Genomic DNA, 20,418 nt, shown 5'->3' with positions numbered 1-20,418 from the left:
AATGCAGAGGGCGTTTTCGTTTCACCCAATCCGTAGACTGGAAACCCACTCTCTAGGTGGCGTAGTACCAAGGGCGTGAAATCGCTGTCGCTGGTCATCAAAGCGAAGGCATCAATGTTTTTGCTATAGAGGAGATCCATGGCATCGATGATCATGGCCGCATCGGTAGCATTTTTCCCTTCGTGTAGGCAAATTGCTGCATGGATCGAATTGCAAAAGGATGCAATCGTTCCACCCAGCCGGAAAGATGTTCGCTTTTCCAATCTCCGTGCGCATGACGAACATTCACCATGCCGTATTTCGCTAACTCCTCAAGCACGCCTTAAACAGCACTGTGGCTGACATTGTCACAGTCGATCATTAGAGCAATCCGCTTTTGCTGCATCTCAACTTCCTTGTGTACGAAAATGTGCTGGGATCACGGGTAATCCACACCATCGAAGCGGCGCAATTATTAGATTGTTTGCACTCTGTCATCACCGCCTCGCTGAAACCCATCCATTACTCGTCCTTGAAAAGCATCTTAAAAGGTTGAAGGGGAGGATCATCATATTCTTTGCGCGCAATGCGTCGCGTAGACTCCGCTCTAAGCTGCTTAAGTTCATCCATAACCTGAGAGTGTTCTGCAATAAATTCTAATTCATTACCGTGAAATGTTAGCGCGGCAAGCTCATTTCTTTGATTTGAATCCACCCCTTTAAAACTTCTAAAATAGCTCGGCCGGTAGCTTTCGTCACATTGTGCCAACCAGCCAGCTACCAAGTCAGCCGATTGAAAATCACTCGCCGCCATAGCGAGGTTGGTACTAGAGTTTATCTCTCCCCAGATTTCATCTTGAAATCCTTTTCTGACTTTAACGGAGTTATAGGTAACGCCGTGAAAACCGTCGAATTTCAGATAATTGTCGTACACATGGTTAATCACTTCATAAAAGCGGCTGTCTTGGGTCTGAAAAAGAGTATGCAAAAGTTTGGAAAATTCAGAGCCACCAGAATTTGCATCTACTAAACGTGCATCTTCACTGAACGAAAAGTAGCTCAACAGGAAGTAATCACCAGGCTGGATGCCACATTCCCTAAGTGCGACGTACGGATGGTCAGCTAGGTAAAGCTTACGCTCGCCTTCGCTATTGAAACGACCTATCGATACGGGTGCGGTGTTAGGCATTGGTGGATGAAACTCTTCGCGTTCTACCGTACCGTTTAAAAATTTATCTAAATCTACCGTTTTGATAGGTCTGACACGGGAAAAAACTGAGCCTTTAGGAAATATTTTGTACTCCAATCCAAAAGCAGCCGCGTCGATGCTTGTCGCAGTCGATTTAGGAAATAAAATTTTGCGAATTGCTTTACAGTACCCCTCGACACCAATTTGCGGATCAAACTCTTCAAAACTCAACATCACATCTCCTAAAGTTTGATACCCACACACATCCTTTGTTTGAACAGGTTCAACACTTACGGCCACCAGGCGATCAGAAAGAAATCTCATCAGATCGGAGGCTGTGGCACCATCCTATTATATCAGCCACTGCAATACTATGGCGGATTGGCTCAGCGGGAAAGCCAGTCAGTGTAAGACAACAACTTCGGCCACCACGATTCCTTGGCACCGAATTGAGCCATGGCTCTGTCATACTCCATTTTGCTAACGAGCGCGCGAACTGCCTTGCTGTCGTCAAGCAGGACGGCACGCAGATGATGGTCGACCTCGCCTTGAAGAACCGTATGCTGTAGTCGCCAGAAAAGCTGTTGGTTGAGGAAATGTCGGCATCTGGACCCATTATCACGCCGAATTTGTCTCGTTAGCCGCTATGCCTTGCGGGAAGCATGGCTTTCGAGACTGAGAGCCGCTTCGCGTGAGGTACCCAGCATTACCAGATTCTAAACGGGCACGTTTTAACAGTCCTCTAATCGCGGCTATGGCTACCCGTTGTGCCTGAATCATGCTGGGGGCCCTAAACCGCCAGCCCTTCTGGCCGACACAGATCCACGCCCAGAAACTTTCGAAGGAAATCTGATTGAATCGCTCCGAATCTGGCCCGCTGGTACCCCCAGGCGAGCCCTCTGAAATGAATCAGCTTATTCGCGGGATTCTAAGTCAAACTCTTAGGTACCGAAAACGAATTATTGCAGTAGGCTCCTTGTTTGGCGCAGGCGGCCCTGTCCTGACGTTATTTGCCTATCTGCATGTAATACAGCGAGTAGATTTATTTTTGCCATCACTCGCTATGGGGCCAGCTTTGCTCACGTGGCTAGGCTGCACAGTTTTGTTGTTTTTGCTTGCCATAGTGAGCATCGTCACTCCAGCAATCTTATTCGCAGCGCTGACATCATTATTCGGCCTACCCTCGGCAGATGCAGGCAAATTAGCACCTAGGCTCGCTTTGCTTGTAGCAGGTGGCTTTGCGTTCTTAATACTATTCTCGTACGCTGTAATTCCGGAACACTTTATTTGGTCAATTCCACTCATGTGGTTGTCTGGTCTTTTGACACTAGCAGCTTTGCTCGCTGGCACCCCGGAAAGGAGACAAAAATACTTAATAAAGATACAAGGTGAAGATTGGTACCGAAGCAGATCGGCGGCTTTCATATTTTTTGCGTCTATGATCTACTTCTTAACCGTCATAATGGGCATATCGCCGTCGCTTTTCATCACATGGTCCCACTCCGATGAAACCTCACAATTGGAACGAGCCATCGTCATCGTAGCTTCAATTCTTTGGATGTTTTTGATCTGTCTTCCTACCGTCGTTTATTATAATACAGATGGTACCTTGGCGAAAAAGGTATCAAATGTCGTGTTGTCAGGTGTATCGGCAATCCTAATATTTTTCATGATATCTCCTTTCATGTTTGAAGTAGTAGCCTATGCCTCTGCGTCAACGGTGAAATTAAGAGACACCCAAGTCTCAGAGTATATCGTAAGTAAAAAATACCCTAGAGCGACATTAGATACGGCACTGTGGGAAGTCAGAGATCTGAAAGACGAAGACAAAAACTTTACGATTAAAGCATTCCCACTGTTCCGTCTTGGTGACACCTTACTGCTATGCCCAGCCAGATACGCGAACACTGTAAGGAATCATATCGCGGAAATTTCCAAATATTGTTTTGATACCATGGCATCAGAGATGACTCGGGCTGCCCCCTCGGAAACGGTCTCGCCATTCTATCTGAAGGAAACCTACTGTGGCCGCGTGGTTACCAGCCCTCCCCGCATTTTGAAGAAAAACCAACAATGCGTCTTCGCGCCGTCGGGGCCTTACTCCCCACGCAGTTGACTGGCAACACCGCCCCTAGACGAATCGCTGGGCGTACTGTCCCATGACAGCGCTCAGTACAGAGCCAAGCAAACACCCGTTGCGGCACTCAGCTTGGTCCTAGAAACTGTGCTCAGGCGTAAAAGCAGTAGGTGAAGCAATAAATGGCAAGAATGATCCCGCAGCACGGCCCTCATGAAACAAACAGCCACGGTGAGCGAACTCTCTACAAGGCGTTGGAAAGCGGCCTACCTGATGATTACACGGTGATACACAGCCTCCCATGGCTGTGTTCTGCTGTAAAAAAAATCGACCCCGACGATGCACCCACTGGCGAAATTGATTTCCTGATCGTCCATCCGGTCAATGGGGTTTTGGCCCTAGAGGTCAAGAGCGGAAAGTACCGGGTCGAAAACTCTGTTTTCGTGCACGAAAGAAAGAACTTCACTATCGACCCCGTCGGCCAGATGAGAAGAAACCTCCATGGCTTGTCGTACTGGATTGGGGTGAAACCGTCGCTGCGTCTCAGGATTGGATACGGCTACATATTCCCCGACTCAGATTTTCAGGCAATACCTACGTCCTCCGGGATGTACGACACAACCTCCAGCCCACCTCAACCGCTATATGTGGACTTCCTGGGGATGCCGGACGCGCCAGGTCATATAGTAGCGCTTATGGAATACTGGAAAAGTGCCCTTGGCAATCCAAGCCTAGGTGCCTCCCGAGTTAGTGAACTCATCAAGTTCCTCACACCCACCATCGACGGCCACCCTCAATGGGGGAGCCGTGTCTTGTATGACAACAAAGTCTGGCTCCAGTTAACCCCCGAGCAAAGCTCCGTCGTGCGCTCAGTGATCAAGAACCAAACCTCCCTCGTCACTGGATGGCCTGGGACAGGTAAAACGTTGATCGTGATCGAAGCCGCTCGAAAGCTGGCGCTCGACGAAAAGCGCGTTTTGGTAGTGTCCTTCAACACGAAGCTCACTGACTTTATCCGCACGCAGCTTCTGGACGAAAAATCTTGCACCGTGCTGACGTGGCACGGCCTCTGTAGACAAGCCGCTTCGGCTCTCGGGCAGGATCACGGTGCCGACGAATGGTACAAAACTACCTGCCTCGAACAGTTGAAAGCTGCCATTGCAGCGGGTTTGCTGGGTGGCTACGACGCGCTGGTAGTTGACGAATCTCAAGCGTTTTTGCCAGCCTGGTGCGAGACCTTAGTAGCTTGGTTTGAACATAAACCGAAGGCCTTCTTTTGTGATGAGACCCAGGTTTTTTCCTTTGAGCGCGATACCGTTTCCCTGAAGGTCCTAAGCGAACTATTAGGAGTCGAGCCATTCCCACTCACAATCATTCTGAGGATGCCAAAAGCTGTTACTGAGATCCTATCAGAGGTGGTGCCACCTAAGCTCCAGCATTATTCTCCCCGAGACGTAGAGCACGACACCGCTCAAGAATTGATAACCCTCACACCCTGCGAAGACCTAATAAAAATCAGAGCGAGTCTGAACAGCGAGGGCGTCCGCAGTGAGGACATTATCGTTCTGACAGGATCAATCGTAGGCAGGCTTTATTACGATTTCCTAAAGAAATCCAGTATACCGAACGAAACGATTGCTAAATTTCGTGGTTTAGAAGCGCCGGTAGTTTTAATAATTGGAGCTGAGCAGCTAAGTACTGCGGAGCTTTTCAGCGCCTACTCCAGATCAACCTCTAAGTGTATCGCGATATACAATGCTCACAACCGCTACTGGAGAAGCAGAGAAGGCTTCCAGTCGAGGCTCCAAAACAGACCCGAAAGCTCGGCAATGCTCAAGAAAGAGCAGGTTAACCTGCGTATAAAAAACCTAATCAGAGGAAGCACCGGTACTGAGTTGCAGAACCTGAAAAGTCTGAACATCGGATGGGCAACCGAATGGAAAGCGTGGTTGATAGAGATTGATTGCCATGAAACTCAGGTACGCCTTTGGCTGGATTATCTCTGCCACCAGTTAATACATCCCATTTACCTATGGGAAAAAGGCACAATGACAAAGTTTTTTCACGTCAAGATAGACAAGTATGACGATAGAGAAGCGTGCCATAACGCCCCTGCTTCTCTGGAAAGCTGTGACGTCTGCCAGCGGTTAACACCACATACCGACACCAGCGCACCTGTGTGTACCCTTTGTGAAGCCCCGGAACGAAAATTACTGCCTGTTGACCCAGCGGTAATTGAAGAAATGCATTTGCTAGACGCACTGATCACTTCGCGGTTACCGAACGACGTCACCCTAAAGCTTCAGCCCACGCTTCCAATCAGCATCGCTGCGGCAGCCGCGTTAATGCGTGCGAACAAGAAGAGAGTGCGTAAAAACGTGCTTCTTGTTCCGCTACCCTCCGGCAAAAGCTTTTACCTGGCTGCATTTACATTCTTGCAGTCAAGAATTGCCACTCACGCACGTAACACGCCAATGCCCATAAACGACTTGGCTGACGAAATTTACCATCGGTTTAAGCTGCTACAGAGCATCACATCTATCGCATGGAGAAGCATTTTTTCGAATGCAGTGTCGACCTTTTACCAGAAAGGATACTTAAAAAAGGCTGGCAAAGGGTTTTACCTGCCTGTGGAGGACGACATCGCTCCTATTCCCGCACGTCCCGCACTGGTTGGCTTTGACATTGATAACGACAGCTTAGATCTTGTGTCGCTGGTTTAGGCAGAAAGTCCCGTACAGTGATATGGCTCCCACCTATCCGTTGATTTTTTACGGGTTTGCAGACGGGACATCGAGGTTACGCCATAGAGGCTCGCATACAGGTAGCAAGGCCCTTGCTCACCACTTTCACGAGCCGAGCGCTCGTCTAAGTACCTTTTGATGAAATGGGTTTTTCCAGCTCCCAAAGCGCGCTCAGCATTACAGCGAATTCCGCCTGCACGTTATCATCAAGGTAGTAGTTCAGAAATCGAATAGTTTCACCGGTGTGATGCTTGCCATGCGATCAGAACTCCGGCGATGCGGTAAATGGGTGGCCATCATACCCGCGTTGAAGCGGATTAAATTTCAGCTCGCGCGCGAGAACAGTATCAGCGATGAGGTGTGCATCATGGAGGTGGGCGATGACGCTCCTTACCTCACCCTCTGTCATATCACTCACCAACTCGGCTTGGACGTCGTCGGTATCTCGCTGAAATAAACATGATGTGGAATGGGTAGAGGGACGTGGCGAATCTGCTATGCCCCCTCTTCGCCTAGTGATTTTCTATTGGCGGCGGGCGCGACGGGCTGTCTAAAGGAGACTTCCTCCGCTACTAGTGTACTGGTTGCAAAATAAGTTACCCATGCGCGACAGAGTAAACCATTGATAAATTTTGATTTTTTCAAGGATTACCAACTGATTTTTTTCGAAAACAGCACACTAGCAAGTAAGTTTATAAGCCCAACACTGAATGAACACTAGGCACCTAGAGCTGAACCACTAAAAATGACAATGACACTATTTGATCTTTAACGCTTTAATATATAACCACTGCGCCAATTTTTTTTAAAAACCCCACAAACACTCTTGACAGCACCACACATAAACTGCTTTTATCTACGTACAAATTCTAAATCCAAATCTGGATCTCAGAAAAATCACCCCTGTTGATAACTTCAAAAATAGAGCTTCCTGCTGATGAGATATTGGACTTATTACATACGACTAACAACTACATCAAAAATTAAACTTTATCTGCCCCTACCCTTCTTGGACGAATAGTTGGCGACGGCGACCGAATAACGTGATTACCTCAGCGCCTGAGATTGCATAATTCAGGACACACAAACTAAATAAGTCATATGTGAAACCCTAGCCATTCTAGGAACTACGGATAAAAATTTGCTTTTCAACATTGGGAAATTGCTTTCTGCAATTATTGCCCCTGCGACACTTTAGGCTGAAATAACAATATCAGACAGCCCCCCGCTGATGCAACGTCGCTGAGCCCTTAGCAAGGATGAATTGAACTTTTAACACTCTAGACCCGCTACTAAATATCCAGTCCGACGTCGAAGTGGTCGCGCCTGGTAGACATTTAGTGGAATCGCCTTAGCCAGTAAATTCCTCCGTAATAAAGGAGCAATCCATGATACCGAAGAAACTCCCCATTAGCAGGCGCGACTTGCAATCAAAAAAAATATCTTCTTCAGCAAAGGCCCTGAGAAAATTAGCACCTGAAGTTGGCACACACGTGAAAGCGCTCAATATCATTGCAAAGATTCTGGGCTATAACGATCTCTATGACTTCCAAAATTCGGCACTACCGGCAGTAGAAACCAATCATTCGCAAGCAGAAATAGACCTTTATATCGCACAAAGGACATTCAAAATCTCGATTTTTCTGAATATATCTAACTACACTCAATGCTTGCAGATAGCCCGACAACTTAAACTCACTCTTTTTGAGTCTCTCAGAATGCCGTCGACTACGGGAATTATATATTCCGTAGATGAAGATTTGAAATCCGCCCAAGTATTGAATCAAGGTCCAACGATCCCGATCATAATGAAGAAGCGCAAGCGCTTGCTGCTTCCCCCCTAATCCATTCATCCTGCGCGCACATGGGACTCTCATGATCACTTTAATCTGATGCTCTCGAAAGCAATGTGCTGATTATGCATATTGCTTTGTTATACGTAGGGCCGCCACGCCGACCATTAGGGATATCCCTATCTCCCCCCGGATTCCACGCTCCAAGATGACCAAGCACGGCCCAACCGCAGGTCAATGTTGACTCGGCGGACTTCATTTTATCGTCGCTCACCCGCAACGCAGCAGCGTTAAAATGAACGATCTCAGACTTCGCAACGAGTGCTATCGATTCATAGGGCTAACCAAGTCAGGCCGTTCTGATACTGCACTTAAAGGGGTGTACTGTTTGCGATTCCTTACACCTTAATGTTCATCTGGGTCTACCTGAACATTGTACTCCCGCAGTAAATCGTTAATGGCGCCAACAATCCTCGGCTCTCTGATCAGCTCCAGAGTGGTGTAGGACACAGCAACGGCAATCTTCATCGCCTCCGGTACCAAGCTCAGTGGATCAAAAGGCCAAATTTGAATCCGGCTAACGGTCTCATCCTTAAACGCGAACGTCTCGACTACCGTGATGGATGACGAGATTTGACCCCAGTGCTCAAGGCTAACCCCATATGTTCGTTGAGGTCGGTCAGCGAGCATGGTGTGCTTGTCCAAAAAACTGTCGCCCACTTGAGCGCAACCCTCAGGATCGAAGTTCTTGACATATACATCGGTGAGACGCGGCGATGAAACGCACGAGCAAAGCACCGGCCATGGGGTTCGACCGTCATTCAACGTATACTCCTCGCTGAAATGCTGGAGCAGTCGCCGTAAAAGGTCTGGGTGATTCGCCATTATGAGGGTTGAGCAGTCAGTCATTTTTGAGTTCGCTTGTGCCAAGCCAATCGCGAGCAAGCCCGTGAAGCAGTTCGATCAGCTTCTGGTACTCAGCTAGCGTTCTAAGTTCGCTGGGTGCTTTGTTGTCAAATTCAGGGTGCCTCTGCTGCCACCAGCTCTCTGTCATCTCCCCGTGTGTGGTGTAGAGATCTAAGACTCGGACGATCACATCTGTTCGAATGTCAGCGATCATTCGCTCTCCACTTTCCGCTACGGCTGCACGGGGAGGCTGCGAAGGGTTGGAATCGAACAAAACAGTCCGCTTATAACTACCCCAGTGTCCATCCACATCTCCGCTCAAAATATTGCCAGTAGAGGTCTCAACCAGATAGCGTGGCAGGCCTCGCCTAGGCTTGAACCGTGTAATCCGAGTTACACGCCCTAAGGCGTAAGCCCCCTCATGCGCTGAACCAGCATCGGTTGGAGACAAAACTTGGATTGTGTCGATTGACACGCCCTTCTCTTTCCCACTCAAGACCCGGTCGAGCAGCACGAGACTTGGGGTCATCATCATCCGATGCTCTGGGAAATCTGTGAGTCGCGCCCCAAAGTAGCAGGCTTTCGCACAGTAAAGTTCGGCGTCCAAAGAATGCAAGACGTGGTCGTAGAAGGTTTCGCTATTTACCCCACCGCTCAAGGACGCTTTCAAGTGAGTTTGAAACACGATATTGACCCTCATCGCTCAGAAGTTGGAGTTAGCCGCCTCACCGAAACTGCTCAACCAGGATTATCAAGACGGCACTGCTCGCACAGTACACGGACCCAGCCTTTCGTCCCGCGTTCAAGCACGCCCTTGTTACCACACAACTCGCACGTCACGAATGACATGCCGACCACTGTGTCGATCACGCCGTTGCTGTAGTCATCAGTGCCGGAAAACATGCACCTCAGAATTCCCATCTTGTGTTTAATTTGGGTAGCGACGATCTGTGGCCTGCCAGTTGCTTCTACGTGCAACTGAAGTTGCCTGCACATGGTAGCTATCAGAGGAGCCCAGCCATCTCCGCAGTGAATCCCCCAGAGGTAGTCGTCAGGGTCTGATTCTTTGATATCGAAGATTTTAGGAAATTTGGACAGTAGAGTGCGTTCAAGATCTTCTTTCACTTGCAGCTCCTATAACGACAATTACATTGACACTTATTAACTTGGGGAGCAGACATCGAACGATTACGGCTGTAGGCGTGCTCATCCAAATGCTGAGTTCAGTCCTGCCAAGCCCAAATAATGTCACCCCGCGGTTTCAAATAAATATTATGAAATCACGTTCACGACCTCCAATAGGAAACCAAACAGACAAACCGAACAGGGATGAAAAGCTCACAGACACCTCAATTATCGGCAAAAGCGGGTTCCGAAGGCCGAAGACGCAACCTAATAGCAGCACTGTGAGCGTCAAACTAGGACCTATGTCCCAGTTAATCTAAACCAAGTTTTGTTCAAATACCAGCTTTTCTAGCTGGGTGCTTGCGTGGAATTTCAAGAAGCTTTTGGCATCACGTTGCGTAGGTTGAGGCTTTCAAAGGGCCTTACCCAAGAAGCGTTCTATGATGTCGTGTCGGAAAGCTACGTGAGCAGGCTGGAAAAAGGAAAGCGGACCCCGACGTGGGCTCTTATGACCGAGATCGCGCTCGTTCTGGAAATGGATCCCCTCATTCTTATCACCCTTGCAGTCGCAGAACAGCGCCAGGTCAACGCGTCAGAGCTGGCTGATAGCGTGGCTCTAGGGGTCAAAAACCTAGTGGGTTGACCTTGGTTATTTCACCGAGATATTAAACCGAATCGCTTTCAAAGCATCCCCTACTGGGAGTCTTGTTAAAGCCATGGTTAGCGAACAACAAACAGACAGACAGAGCGGCCCGCGCAGCCGTTAGCGATCTTTCGGCGCGACAGCCCAACAACAGACGATAGCGACCGTGATGCCGCGTGACAGGCGTGGTCGCCGTTGCTCCCAATGCTCAGGGCCTGCCCTCAAGAAAGCGTTGACCGAGGGTAGCAACGGCGGACCATTAATAAAGGGAAAACTATAAAGGCAGAACGAAATCAGAAACTAACGCTGTATACTGCGCCCCCCTAAGACCTCATCAAAATCACGAAAGCCCAAACTCGCTCCTCCGCTCGCAACTTACAACCACCTCACATGCGCTCTGCAACTAATACATTCCACGCTTAAGGCCTTCCATAGTTTCTAACAGCAGACATACAAGCAATAGCGCTACTACAGACCTGACGATGAAGCATATGACTCAAGGCCCTCAACGATCACAATAGCATGTCGATTAAGCGAGCCATTACCGACAGACTGTCAAGCTGGCGCTAGGAAAAACACGAGACATCGATAATTGGAAAACTACGAACAGGAAAAAATATCGTGTCGGAATTCCGTCCTTAATACTCATTCAATAGAAAAAAAGGAACTCATCTCTTAATTACTCTGACCCGAAATCAAGCCCACACAAAAACGAACTTAGCTAATCTCAGTAGGCAAACCGCAGTATGTCGATAATACTAAATTAACCCGATTACTGTAATATTATTTCTATTTACATCCTATGACATAAGAGCCAAAAATGGTTAATAGCATCGCAGTTTGTAGAACATGGTTGACATCCACTCAGCGCTTCTCGCAGAAAATTCAGCGTAGGCTGACTCCCCGGGACTTGGTGGCCTAACAACCTCCTAAAGTTTAATGACAAATTGAGAGGCGTTTAGTGGGGGTGTATCCAGTTACAGTTTTCGGGAAAAGAGCTAGAAATAAAGAGGGTAAGGACTAAGAAATGGAGGTTTTTGACAACTGTTTGTCGTGGGTGGCAAAACGCCCGCATCGAATCCGGGCGGCTGTCACTCAACCCCGAGCGGGCGAATCTGCGCCGGCTGGTAGAGTCGGTGCTCAGGGTATTCGACGGTCTGGCGCGGCAGAAGGACCTCGAACTGGTGCTGGAACTGGACAGCAGGATCAGCGCCGACGTGCTGATCGACCCGCTGCGCTTCAAACAGATACTGTCCAACCTGGTCAGCAACGCCATCAAGTTCACCCCGATGGGGCGAATCAAGGTCGTATTGCAGGCAGCCGAAAGCCCGAACCCGCAACTGCTGCATCTGCACATCACCGTTCAGGACAGCGGCATCGGCATCAGTGTCGAAGACCAGCAACGCTTGTTCGAGCCGTTCGCCCAGGCCGATAACACTGGACAAATGGCGCGTACCGGCGCCGGACTCGGGCTGGTGATCTGCCGCAACCTGTGCATGATGATGGGCGGCAATCTCTCGCTCTACAGCACACCGGGGCACGGCACTCGGATCAGCATGAATCTGGTGCTGACCACACTGGAGCCTCTGACCGGGCAGCCCGTCGTTGCGCAGCCGGCAGCCGTCGCTCATCAGGCCCTCAGGATCCTGATCGTCGACGATCATCCAGCCAATCGACTGCTGCTTTGCCAGCAGCTCGGCTTTCTCGGCCATCACTGCGAAATGGCCGAAAACGGCGCGCAAGGGCTTGATCGCTGGAAAACAGATGCCTTCGATCTGGTCGTCGCCGATTGCAATATGCCGATCATGAACGGCTACGACATGACCGCTGCGATCCGCGAACATGAGCGCACCTGCGAACGCCAACGCTGCCCTGTCTGGGGCTTCACGGCCAACGCGCAGCCTGACGAGATCGAGCGCTGCCGGACGGCGGGCATGGACGACTGCCTGTTCAAACCCATAAGCCTCTCGATGCTCAGCGAACGGCTGACAGCCATCGCCCCGCTGGCGCCCACACGAGCCCTGCCCTTCAGCCTCGACAGCGTCAGCAACCTGACCGGTGACCGTCCTGAAATGGTTGAGCGTCTGCTCGCGCAACTGCTGCACAGTAACCACGAAGACCGGCTGTTGCTGGCCAGACTGATACCGGAAAACAATCGTCAGAAAACCCGCGACCTGGCGCACAGGATCAAGGGCGCGGCACGCATCATCACCGCTTCACGGGTGGTCGATGCCTGTGATGCGCTCGAACTGGCCTGCGAACCGGACACACCCGATGAACAGTTCTACACCTGCCAGCAGGCAGTCGAACTGGCCATGATCGAGCTTGAGGACGCACTGATGCTGCAACAGGCAAAACCTGACTGAGCGAGCGCCGGAGACGATACAACGAAGGGGTATAGACGGGAGACGTGCGGGGAACAAGCAGGGGAAGCAGGCGCTGGCCTGCTTCCCTTTACATCAGGCGGCCGGATTGATTTCCTTTTCCGGGTACCAGACGTCGATCAGCGGGCTGACAGTGACTTCTGTCAGTTCGCTGCGGCCCTTGAGCCAGGCTTCGACAGCAGCACGCTGCTCTTCGCTGACCGAGCCACGCTTGCTCAGGCAAACCAGACCGAAGTCGTCGCCGCCCACATAGCCAAGACCGTTGGCTTCCATTGCTTCTTTCAGGAAAGCGTCAAGGAAAGCATCGATTGCCTTGTCGTCCAGCTCTTGCTTGAAGTCCAGGTTCAGTTCAAAACCCAATTCCTGGAACTCGTCCACACACAGTTTTTTGCGCAGACGGCGGGAGCGGTTAGTGGCCATGGGACAATCCTCATCAATAAATATCGGGCGGCACTTTACCAGCTTGGCGATTTAAAAGCCCGACAATTGCGGCGTGTGGTGGATATCCGGCGTTGCGACGCCCGTGAACGCCGAATCAATAAAAAATAGCATTTACCGGCTTGCCCCCCGGTCACAAGCCTGCCCCGCTTGGGGCATAATGCGGCTCGTTTAATGCGTGGCATTGTGTGTTACAAAAAAAGCCCGCCGCGCATTCACTACTATAGTTATCGAAATCGAATCGACATTTGCAATAGTTACCGAGGGAATTCATCCATGCCCTCTTTTTCGTTTCCCTCTTTGCAGTAGGGTTTTAGTCAATGATCAAGTCGCTACGTCCATTGTTGCTCGCGTCACTCCTTTTGCCCCTGGCTCTGCCCTCCTACGCCGCCGTCATCAACACCACGCTGCCCCCCAAGGTTCAACAGGCCATGAAAGCCAGCAAACTCGGCGATGACGCACTGTCGCTGGTGATGTTGCCGCTCAATGGCCCCGGCACGCCCACCGTGTTCAACGCAGACGTCTCGGTCAATCCGGCTTCCACCATGAAGCTGATCACCACCTACGCGGCCCTGGAAATGCTCGGCCCGACCCACCAGTGGAAAACCGAATTCTTCACCGACGGCACCCTGAGCAATGGCGTGCTGCGCGGCAACCTGTACCTCAAGGGCGGCGGCGATCCCAAGCTGAATATGGAAAAGCTCTGGCTGCTGATGCGTGACCTGCGGGCCAATGGCGTGCAGCAGGTGACCGGCGACCTGGTACTGGACCGCAGTCATTTCGTGCAACCGCAATTGCCGGTGTTCAACGATGACGGCAATGACGACAACAAGCCGTTTCTGGTCAAGCCAGACGCACTGATGGTCAACCTCAAGGCGCTGCGCTTCGTGACCCGCAATGATGACGGCAGGATTCTGGTCTCGGTCGAGCCGCCGATTGCCAGCATCCGCATTGATAATCAGGTCAAGGCAAGCGCCTCGAAACAATGCACCGGGGATGTGCGCTATAACCCTGTCACGCAGGCCGATGGCAGCGTCAACGTGACGGTCACCGGCCAGCTGGGCAATGGCTGCAACTCACAGACCTACCTGTCACTGCTGGACCACCCCACCTATGCAGCTGGCGCAGTGCGGGCCATCTGGCAGGAACTGGGCGGCACCATTCAGGGCAAGGACCGCGTTGGCGTGCTGCCCGGCAATGCCAAGCTGCTGGCCAAGGCCTTTTCTCCGGATCTGGTGGAAGTCATTCGTGACATCAACAAATTCAGCAACAACACCATGGCCCAGCAACTGTTCCTGAGCCTGGGCGAAGAGTTCCGCAACGAAGCTGACGGTGACGACGGCAAAGCCGCACAGCGTGTCATCCGTCAGTGGCTGGCGAAGAAAGGCATCACCGCGCCGCATCTGGTCATGGAGAATGGCTCCGGGCTGTCGCGGGCCGAGCGTGTCAGCGCGCGTGAAATGGCGGTGATCCTGCAAGCGGCGTGGCGTAGCCCCTATGCTGCCGAGTTCATGAGCTCGATGCCGCTGGCAGGTCTGGACGGCACCATGCGCAAGCGACTCAAGCGCACCCCGCTGCTCGGCGAGGCGCACATCAAGACCGGCACCCTGAATACCGTGCGTGCGATTGCCGGCTTCAGCCGCGACAGCAACGGCAACACCTGGGCCGTCGTGGCGATTCTCAACGACCCGCGTCCGTTCGGCGCATCCTCGATACTCGACGAGGTACTGGTCGATCTGTATCGGCAGCCCAAGCTGACCAACACCACGGTCTCGATCCAGCAATAACCAATCGATACCGACAATCAGCAGGCCCGCTTGCGCAGCGGGCCTCTCTGCATCAGCCCTGCTCGGGCTCTACCCGGTCGCGACCGGCCTGTTTGGCGGCGTAGACTCCGGAGTCGGCGCGCAGCAACATCGCGTCGATACCCTCACCCTCGCGCCAGCTGGCGATCCCGAAGCTGCCTGTGACCACCTGATCGACGCCTTCGATAACCTGCTTGCGCAGTTCCTCGCGCAGGCTCAGTGCCAGTTGATAGGCCTGGGCACCCCGCGTTCCGGGGCAGATCACCATGAACTCTTCACCACCCAGACGGCAGAACACATCGTCGCTGCGCAGCCGCTGGCTGATCTTTTCCGAGATGGCCTTGAGCACCTGATCACCTGCGGCATGCCCAAAGCGGTCATTGATGCGTTTGAAGTGATCGATATCGAGCATGATGATCGACAGGTTACCGCCGTGCCGGTCGATTCTTTTCAGCTCGGCCTGCATCCGGTCCTGAAAGTAGCGCCTATTGTAGGCACCGGTCAGTACATCGGTGACCGACAGCGCACGCAACTCCTGCTCGACGCGCTTGAGGTCGGTGATATCCGATACAAAGCCATGCCAGAGCACGCTGCCATCGGCCAGGCGTTCGGGCGTTGACGCCGCGCGTAACCAGCGCAGCCCTTTGCGTGGCAGCTCGACGCGGTACTCTTCGCTCCACGGTGTCAGGTGTTCGGCACTGATCAGAATGGAGCTTCTGACCCGCACCAGGTCCACCGCCTGTATGCGTCGCAGGATAGTTTCGGAATCGCCCAGCAGATGCTCTTCGTCCACCTCGAACAGTTCGCACATGCCGGCGCTGGCGTACCTGAAACGTGCGCTGCCATCGACGGCCAGGTGGTACTGGTAAATGCCGCCTGGCACTTGCGAGCCAAGCTTTTTCAGCAATTGCCCCTTCTCGGCCAGGGCCTGATTGACGCGCTTGTGCTCGGTGACGTCGATGCACACCGCCAGGTACCCGGTCCAAAGCCCCTGATCGTCACGCACCGCAGTGACCAGCATGTTCACCACCAACGTGCTGCCATCGCTGCGCTGCAGGATCCACTCCTGCGAAGGGTGGTTACCGTCCTGCACGGCATCGAGAAACATCAGTTGCGAGGCGCTGATAGATTGCCCACGGCTTTTGCTCAAGCGGCTCGCACGGGCCTCCAGATCGGCTGACTGGTAAAAGTCCATGAGGCGGAACCTGCCCAGCACATCCTCCTGTGCATAGCCGAGCATTTTCTGTGCACCGACATTGAACGTCTTGATCAGCCCGTCAAGATCGGTCGCGATGATCGCTACTTCGGTCGCCGCGTCCAATACACTGCGCAACTGCCCATGCGCAGCCCTCAATTGCTGCTCGCGCTGGCGTAGCTCGCGGGTGCGCTGCGCCACCCGTTGCAGGGCGCGCTGACGCTGGCTGATCAGACTGTAGAGCAAGGCGCTGAGCATCAGGCTCAAAAGCCCTCCAAGCCACAACACCCGGCCAGGCATCATGATCTGGTTGTTCAGGCTGAAAATCTGCGTAGGGCGAACCTCGACCAGATAATCCCTGTCGCCCAGGCTCAGCAGGCTGCTGGCGTACAGCGGACTGCCTATCGCAGGGAGCGGCGACTGGTAGACCTGCTCGGGTGTTTCCGGCGAACTCAGGTCGAGCATGGTCACGGCAAGGTTGTCTTGATCTGCCGTGCCGACGTTCATCAATTGCGTCAGGCTGATCACTGCGGTGACGTAGCCCCTCAATTGTGCAACCGGTTGGCCAATCGAGAACACGGGCGCGACCAGCAAAATGCCGTAGGTGTCAGATGGCTCCAGAGACAACAGGCGGATACGCGGCGTTGCGACGGTTCGTTTCAGCAACCGCGCACGTTCCAGCGCGGCACGGCGCACCGGCTCCGAGGCAATATCGAACCCCGCTGGCGTCGGAATGTTGCTGAGGGTCTGGATGAATCGAACCGGGAAATACTCATTTCGTGCCGCAGCGATTTTCAAGGCGCCGTTTTCATCCATCTCGCGTATGGCATATCCGGGCGAGCCGTCCTCACGCGACTGCCTTTCAAAAGCCGCCCGCTCGGCCTGCAGCACCTTCGGGTTCCAGGCATACGCCTGTGTCCCAATCAGCAACGGCGCGACGAACCCGTCGAATTCGGACGGTTCGACCTGCTGGGAGTAGATAAAGAAGCGAGCCAGGGTGTCGAGCCGGGTAACCTGCCTGTCCAGACGCTCCTGCAGGCGACTGAAGCGCTCCGCAGCAATGATGTCGAAACGCTGACGCAACTGGCGCTGATACAACTCATTGTCGGCCAGCGCCAGCATGATCGTCAGTGCCGCGCCGACCAGCAATGCCAGGACGGCGATAAGCCACGCTGAAAGCTGACCATTGATGAAACTCAGAATTCTGAGCTTGAACCGCTTGACTGTCATACACACAAACTCAAGACGCCAACATACGGAAGCGTCAGGCTGGCTATGACTTCTGTTATAGCTATTCGCCAGTAATTTTCATAGGCTTATGCCTGTTTCAGGATGATCCGTTGGTCTGTCCGCAAGGACATACAAACGAGTGCAGGAGGTGTCGCGAGGCGCGATCAACGGACCGTTACCGATCCGTTCATCGCGCACCGGATCAGCTACGCGCCATGATTTTCCAGGCGCGGTGGATCTTGCCATTACGAGCGAAGTCCTGGTCGATGGTGTGCGCGGTAATATCCTCGACCGCATAACGCTGACTCAGGTTTTCATCGAGCACAAACTTGCGGAAGTTGTTGGAGAAGTACAACACGCCCCCCGGTGCCAGACGCGCCATGGCCAGATCGATCAGCTCGACCTGATCACGCTGGACATCAAAAATGCCTTCCATGCGCTTAGAGTTGGAGAACGTCGGCGGGTCGATGAAGATCAGGTCGTACTCGTCGCGGTTGGCCTGCAGCCAGGCCATCACGTCGCCCTGCTCCAGACGATTCTTGTCGGAGAAACCATTCAACGACAGGTTGCGACGCGCCCAGTCCAGATAGGTCCGCGACAGGTCGACGCTGGTGGTGCTGCGCGCACCGCCCTTGGCAGCATGCACACTGGCCGTCGCCGTGTAGGCAAACAGGTTCAGAAAGCGCTTGCCGGCCGCCTCGCGCTGGATACGCATGCGCATCGGGCGGTGGTCGAGAAACAGCCCGGTGTCCAGGTAGTCGGTCAGATTGACCAGCAACTTGACGCCGCCTTCGCTGACTTCCAGAAACTGACCCTGGGCACTTTGACGCTCGTACTGCTTGGTGCCGCTCTGACGCTCGCGACGCTTGATCACCACGCGGTTCTTGTCGATGTTCAGTGCTTGCGGAATGGCCGCCAGCGCATCGAACAGTCGCGCTGAGGCCTTTTCCGGATCGATGGACTTGGGTGCTGCGTATTCCTGAACATGCACCCAGTCGTGATACAGATCGATCGCCAGCGAGTATTCAGGCATGTCGGCGTCATACACGCGGTAGCAATCGATCCCTTCGCGACGCACCCACTTGCCCATCAGCTTGAGGTTCTTTTGCAGGCGATTGGCAAACATCTGCCCGCCTTCGCTCAGGCGCGCCTGCTCGACCACCACCGGTTCCGGCTTGATCGGGTTGCCGTTCTTGTTGAGTTTGCGCTCAACGACTTCAACCTCGACAGGGTTTTCGCGTTCGATCTGACGCTGCTCGGGGGTGCGTCGCTCGCCGGTCACGAACTGGTCAGGCGTGACCTTGATCAGTAGCAGTTTGCACGGCAAGGCGCCGTTCCAGAACGAATACTGTTTGTGGCTGCGAATGCCCATGCGCTTGCCGAGGTCCGGCGCGCCGGTGAACACCGCAGCCTCCCAGTTGAGGCAGGCCTGACGCAGGCGCTCACCGAGGTTCTGGTAGAGATACAGCAGGCTGGCTTCATCTCCCAGACGCTCGCCGTACGGAGGGTTGCAGATCACCAGGCCTTTCTGGTTCTGGTCGGGACGCGGTTCGAAGGTCGCGACTTCGCCTTGATAGACCTTGATCCAGTCACTCAGGCCGGCACGTTCGATGTTGTTGCGTCCCGGCTGGATCAGCCGCGGATCGGCTTCGTAACCGCGAATCCACGAAGGTGTCTTGGCCAAACCGGCTTCGGCGCGGGCCAGCGCTTCGTCGTGCAGCTTGCGCCACAGCGCCGGGACGTGGCCCAGCCAGGCCGAGAAGCCCCAGCGTTCACGCTTGATGTTCGGCGCGATGTCGGCGGCGATCATCCCGGCCTCGACCAGGAACGTACCGACACCGCACATCGGGTCAGCCAGCGCGCCGCCCTCGGCAGCAATACGCGGCCAGCCAGCGCGGATCAGGATGGCGGCAGCGAGGTTTTCCTTCAGCGGTGCAGCGCCCTGCTGCAGGCGATAACCGCGCTGGTGCAGGCTGTGCCCGGACAGGTCGAGGGACAGAATGGCTTCGCCGCGATCCAGACGCAGGTGCACACGCAGATCGGGGTTGATTTTGTCGACCGAAGGGCGCTCGCCATCTGGCGTGCGCAGCTTGTCGACGATCGCATCCTTGACCTTCAGCGCACCGAAATGGGTGTTGTCGATGCCCGAACCATGGCCACTGAATTCCACGGCAATGGTGCCGTCGGATTCGAGATGATCCTGCCACTCGACATCCAGCACGCCGTGGTAAAGGTCTTCGGCATCCTTCATCGGGAAGCGCTTGAGCACCAACAATACGCGGTTGGCCAGGCGCGACCAGAGACACAGCCGGTAAGCGGTCTCCATGTCGGCCGAGCCGCGAATGGCTGAAGTGTGCTCGCGGGTCTCTTGCAGACCCAGCGCAGTGGCTTCCTCGGCAAGCAGGCCCTCGAGGCCTTTGGGGCAAGTGAGGAAAAGTTCGTAGCGATCCGACATGTGTATTCCAGGGCCTGAGCCGTCTGCGGCGGGCAACGCATTGCCCTGCCAGATTTGAACAGGCGTCTTTCATGGAGAACGCCTGCGTGGCACGTGATGTGTGCCGATCCACCGCATGATCCTGTCATGTCATTGCGGCAGTTTTGGCGCGTATTAGAACAGATATCAGGCAAGGCGATGTCGGCAATAAAGGCGCGCAGTCAAAAGTCTTTTTTTGAAAAGTCACATTTTCGCAGCCTTACTGTGACCCTTCGTCGCTTAAGCAGCCAAGGCATTGAGCCAGTATATGAGCCTGATAAGCGATCTCAATGAGCTCGCAAACCCCCATGTTCACGGGGCTGCAGAAAAAATCGTGGTTGAAACAGGTCAGCGCTTATTGCTCGACAGACCTGAATGTGACGTGCTTATGACAAAACGATCATTCACACCGCCCTGCGCTTTGGTTAGAAATCGTCT

12 protein-coding genes and 2 pseudogenes are annotated in these 20,418 nt (G+C 53.3%); 6 read left to right on the top strand and 8 right to left on the bottom strand.

All coding sequences use genetic code 11. From position 1 onward, the window contains the following. Nucleotides 1–29: 29 nt before the first annotated feature. Together V476_RS29200 and V476_RS21765 are read right to left on the bottom strand one after the other, a co-directional pair. Nucleotides 30–292, bottom strand: a pseudogene (locus V476_RS29200) (NYN domain-containing protein); the annotation flags it as partial. Nucleotides 293–501: 209 nt separating this feature from the next. After that, on the bottom strand, nucleotides 502–1,491 hold the full coding sequence (locus V476_RS21765) for an RES family NAD+ phosphorylase (RefSeq protein ID WP_146050748.1): 990 nt from the start codon (nucleotides 1,489–1,491) through the stop codon (nucleotides 502–504). Nucleotides 1,492–2,020: 529 nt separating this feature from the next. Here V476_RS21765 and V476_RS21760 point away from each other — a divergent pair. The 3 genes from V476_RS21760 to V476_RS21745 all read left to right on the top strand — a co-directional run bounded on the left by V476_RS21760 (nucleotide 2,021) and on the right by V476_RS21745 (nucleotide 7,832). Then, nucleotides 2,021–3,283 carry a hypothetical protein gene (locus tag V476_RS21760; protein WP_024960827.1) on the top strand — a complete coding sequence of 421 codons (1,263 nt, stop codon included), beginning with the start codon at nucleotides 2,021–2,023 and terminating at the stop codon, nucleotides 3,281–3,283. A gap of 143 nt (nucleotides 3,284–3,426) precedes the next feature. Next, entirely contained in the window at nucleotides 3,427–5,967 is a 2,541-nt protein-coding gene (locus V476_RS21755; protein ID WP_024960828.1) for a nuclease-related domain-containing DEAD/DEAH box helicase, read from the top strand. A gap of 1,409 nt (nucleotides 5,968–7,376) precedes the next feature. Beyond that, the gene (locus V476_RS21745; RefSeq protein ID WP_024960830.1) at nucleotides 7,377–7,832 is read left to right on the top strand and encodes a hypothetical protein; all 456 of its coding nucleotides are present in this window, start codon (nucleotides 7,377–7,379) and stop codon (nucleotides 7,830–7,832) included. Between the two features lie 354 nt (nucleotides 7,833–8,186). Here the strand turns inward: V476_RS21745 and V476_RS21740 are convergent, their stop codons facing one another. From V476_RS21740 to V476_RS21730, 3 genes are all read right to left on the bottom strand, one after another. Further along, entirely contained in the window at nucleotides 8,187–8,606 is a 420-nt protein-coding gene (locus V476_RS21740; RefSeq protein ID WP_235810954.1) for a hypothetical protein, read from the bottom strand. Nucleotides 8,607–8,682: 76 nt separating this feature from the next. Then, nucleotides 8,683–8,901 carry a hypothetical protein gene (locus tag V476_RS28345; RefSeq protein ID WP_154232066.1) on the bottom strand — a complete coding sequence of 73 codons (219 nt, stop codon included), beginning with the start codon at nucleotides 8,899–8,901 and terminating at the stop codon, nucleotides 8,683–8,685. A gap of 524 nt (nucleotides 8,902–9,425) precedes the next feature. Then, the gene (locus V476_RS21730) at nucleotides 9,426–9,812 is read right to left on the bottom strand and encodes a hypothetical protein (RefSeq protein ID WP_024960833.1); all 387 of its coding nucleotides are present in this window, start codon (nucleotides 9,810–9,812) and stop codon (nucleotides 9,426–9,428) included. Nucleotides 9,813–10,176: 364 nt separating this feature from the next. Here V476_RS21730 and V476_RS21725 point away from each other — a divergent pair, with 364 nt between their 5' ends. Both V476_RS21725 and V476_RS21720 read left to right on the top strand, forming a co-directional pair. Beyond that, nucleotides 10,177–10,455, top strand: coding sequence for a helix-turn-helix domain-containing protein (locus V476_RS21725; protein WP_024960834.1), 279 nt, complete (start codon nucleotides 10,177–10,179; stop codon nucleotides 10,453–10,455). 1,067 nt (nucleotides 10,456–11,522) lie between these two features. Further along, nucleotides 11,523–12,821 (top strand): annotated as a pseudogene (locus V476_RS21720) (ATP-binding protein); the annotation flags it as partial. Between the two features lie 93 nt (nucleotides 12,822–12,914). Here the strand turns inward: V476_RS21720 and V476_RS21715 are convergent. Then, a complete protein-coding gene (locus V476_RS21715) occupies nucleotides 12,915–13,259 on the bottom strand; it encodes a YggL family protein (RefSeq protein ID WP_003346101.1) in 345 nt (114 codons plus the stop codon). Between the two features lie 338 nt (nucleotides 13,260–13,597). Between V476_RS21715 and dacB the strand changes: the two genes are divergently transcribed. Next, nucleotides 13,598–15,064, top strand: a complete 1,467-nt coding sequence (dacB, locus tag V476_RS21710) for a D-alanyl-D-alanine carboxypeptidase/D-alanyl-D-alanine endopeptidase (RefSeq protein WP_003346102.1) — start codon at nucleotides 13,598–13,600, stop codon at nucleotides 15,062–15,064. 52 nt (nucleotides 15,065–15,116) lie between these two features. Here the strand turns inward: dacB and V476_RS21705 are convergent, their stop codons facing one another. Beyond that, nucleotides 15,117–17,507, bottom strand: a complete 2,391-nt coding sequence (locus V476_RS21705) for a sensor domain-containing diguanylate cyclase (protein WP_024960835.1) — start codon at nucleotides 17,505–17,507, stop codon at nucleotides 15,117–15,119. A 202-nt stretch (nucleotides 17,508–17,709) separates the two neighbouring features. Then, the gene (rlmKL, locus tag V476_RS21700; protein ID WP_003416174.1) at nucleotides 17,710–19,962 is read right to left on the bottom strand and encodes a bifunctional 23S rRNA (guanine(2069)-N(7))-methyltransferase RlmK/23S rRNA (guanine(2445)-N(2))-methyltransferase RlmL; all 2,253 of its coding nucleotides are present in this window, start codon (nucleotides 19,960–19,962) and stop codon (nucleotides 17,710–17,712) included. Between the last annotated feature and the right edge of the window lie 456 nt (nucleotides 19,963–20,418).

Origin of the sequence: Pseudomonas syringae KCTC 12500, from assembly GCF_000507185.2 — a bacterium.
Lineage (GTDB): Bacteria > Pseudomonadota > Gammaproteobacteria > Pseudomonadales > Pseudomonadaceae > Aquipseudomonas > Aquipseudomonas syringae.
The sequence above is the reverse complement of the archived record's forward strand: the minus strand, read 5'-3'. Positions and strand labels throughout refer to the sequence as shown.

Bases quoted from the DNA above. Each gene is read 5' to 3' on its own strand.
- V476_RS21755 (WP_024960828.1), top strand. From the start codon at position 3,427: ATGGCAAGAATGATCCCGCAGCACGGCCCTCATGAAACAAACAGCCAC.
- V476_RS21715 (WP_003346101.1), bottom strand. From the start codon at position 13,259: ATGGCCACTAACCGCTCCCGCCGTCTGCGCAAAAAACTGTGTGTGGAC.
- V476_RS21705 (WP_024960835.1), bottom strand. From the start codon at position 17,507: ATGACAGTCAAGCGGTTCAAGCTCAGAATTCTGAGTTTCATCAATGGT.
- V476_RS21745 (WP_024960830.1), top strand. From the start codon at position 7,377: ATGATACCGAAGAAACTCCCCATTAGCAGGCGCGACTTGCAATCAAAA.
- V476_RS28345 (WP_154232066.1), bottom strand. From the start codon at position 8,901: ATGATCGCTGACATTCGAACAGATGTGATCGTCCGAGTCTTAGATCTC.
- rlmKL (WP_003416174.1), bottom strand. From the start codon at position 19,962: ATGTCGGATCGCTACGAACTTTTCCTCACTTGCCCCAAAGGCCTCGAG.
- V476_RS21765 (WP_146050748.1), bottom strand. From the start codon at position 1,491: ATGAGATTTCTTTCTGATCGCCTGGTGGCCGTAAGTGTTGAACCTGTT.
- dacB (WP_003346102.1), top strand. From the start codon at position 13,598: ATGATCAAGTCGCTACGTCCATTGTTGCTCGCGTCACTCCTTTTGCCC.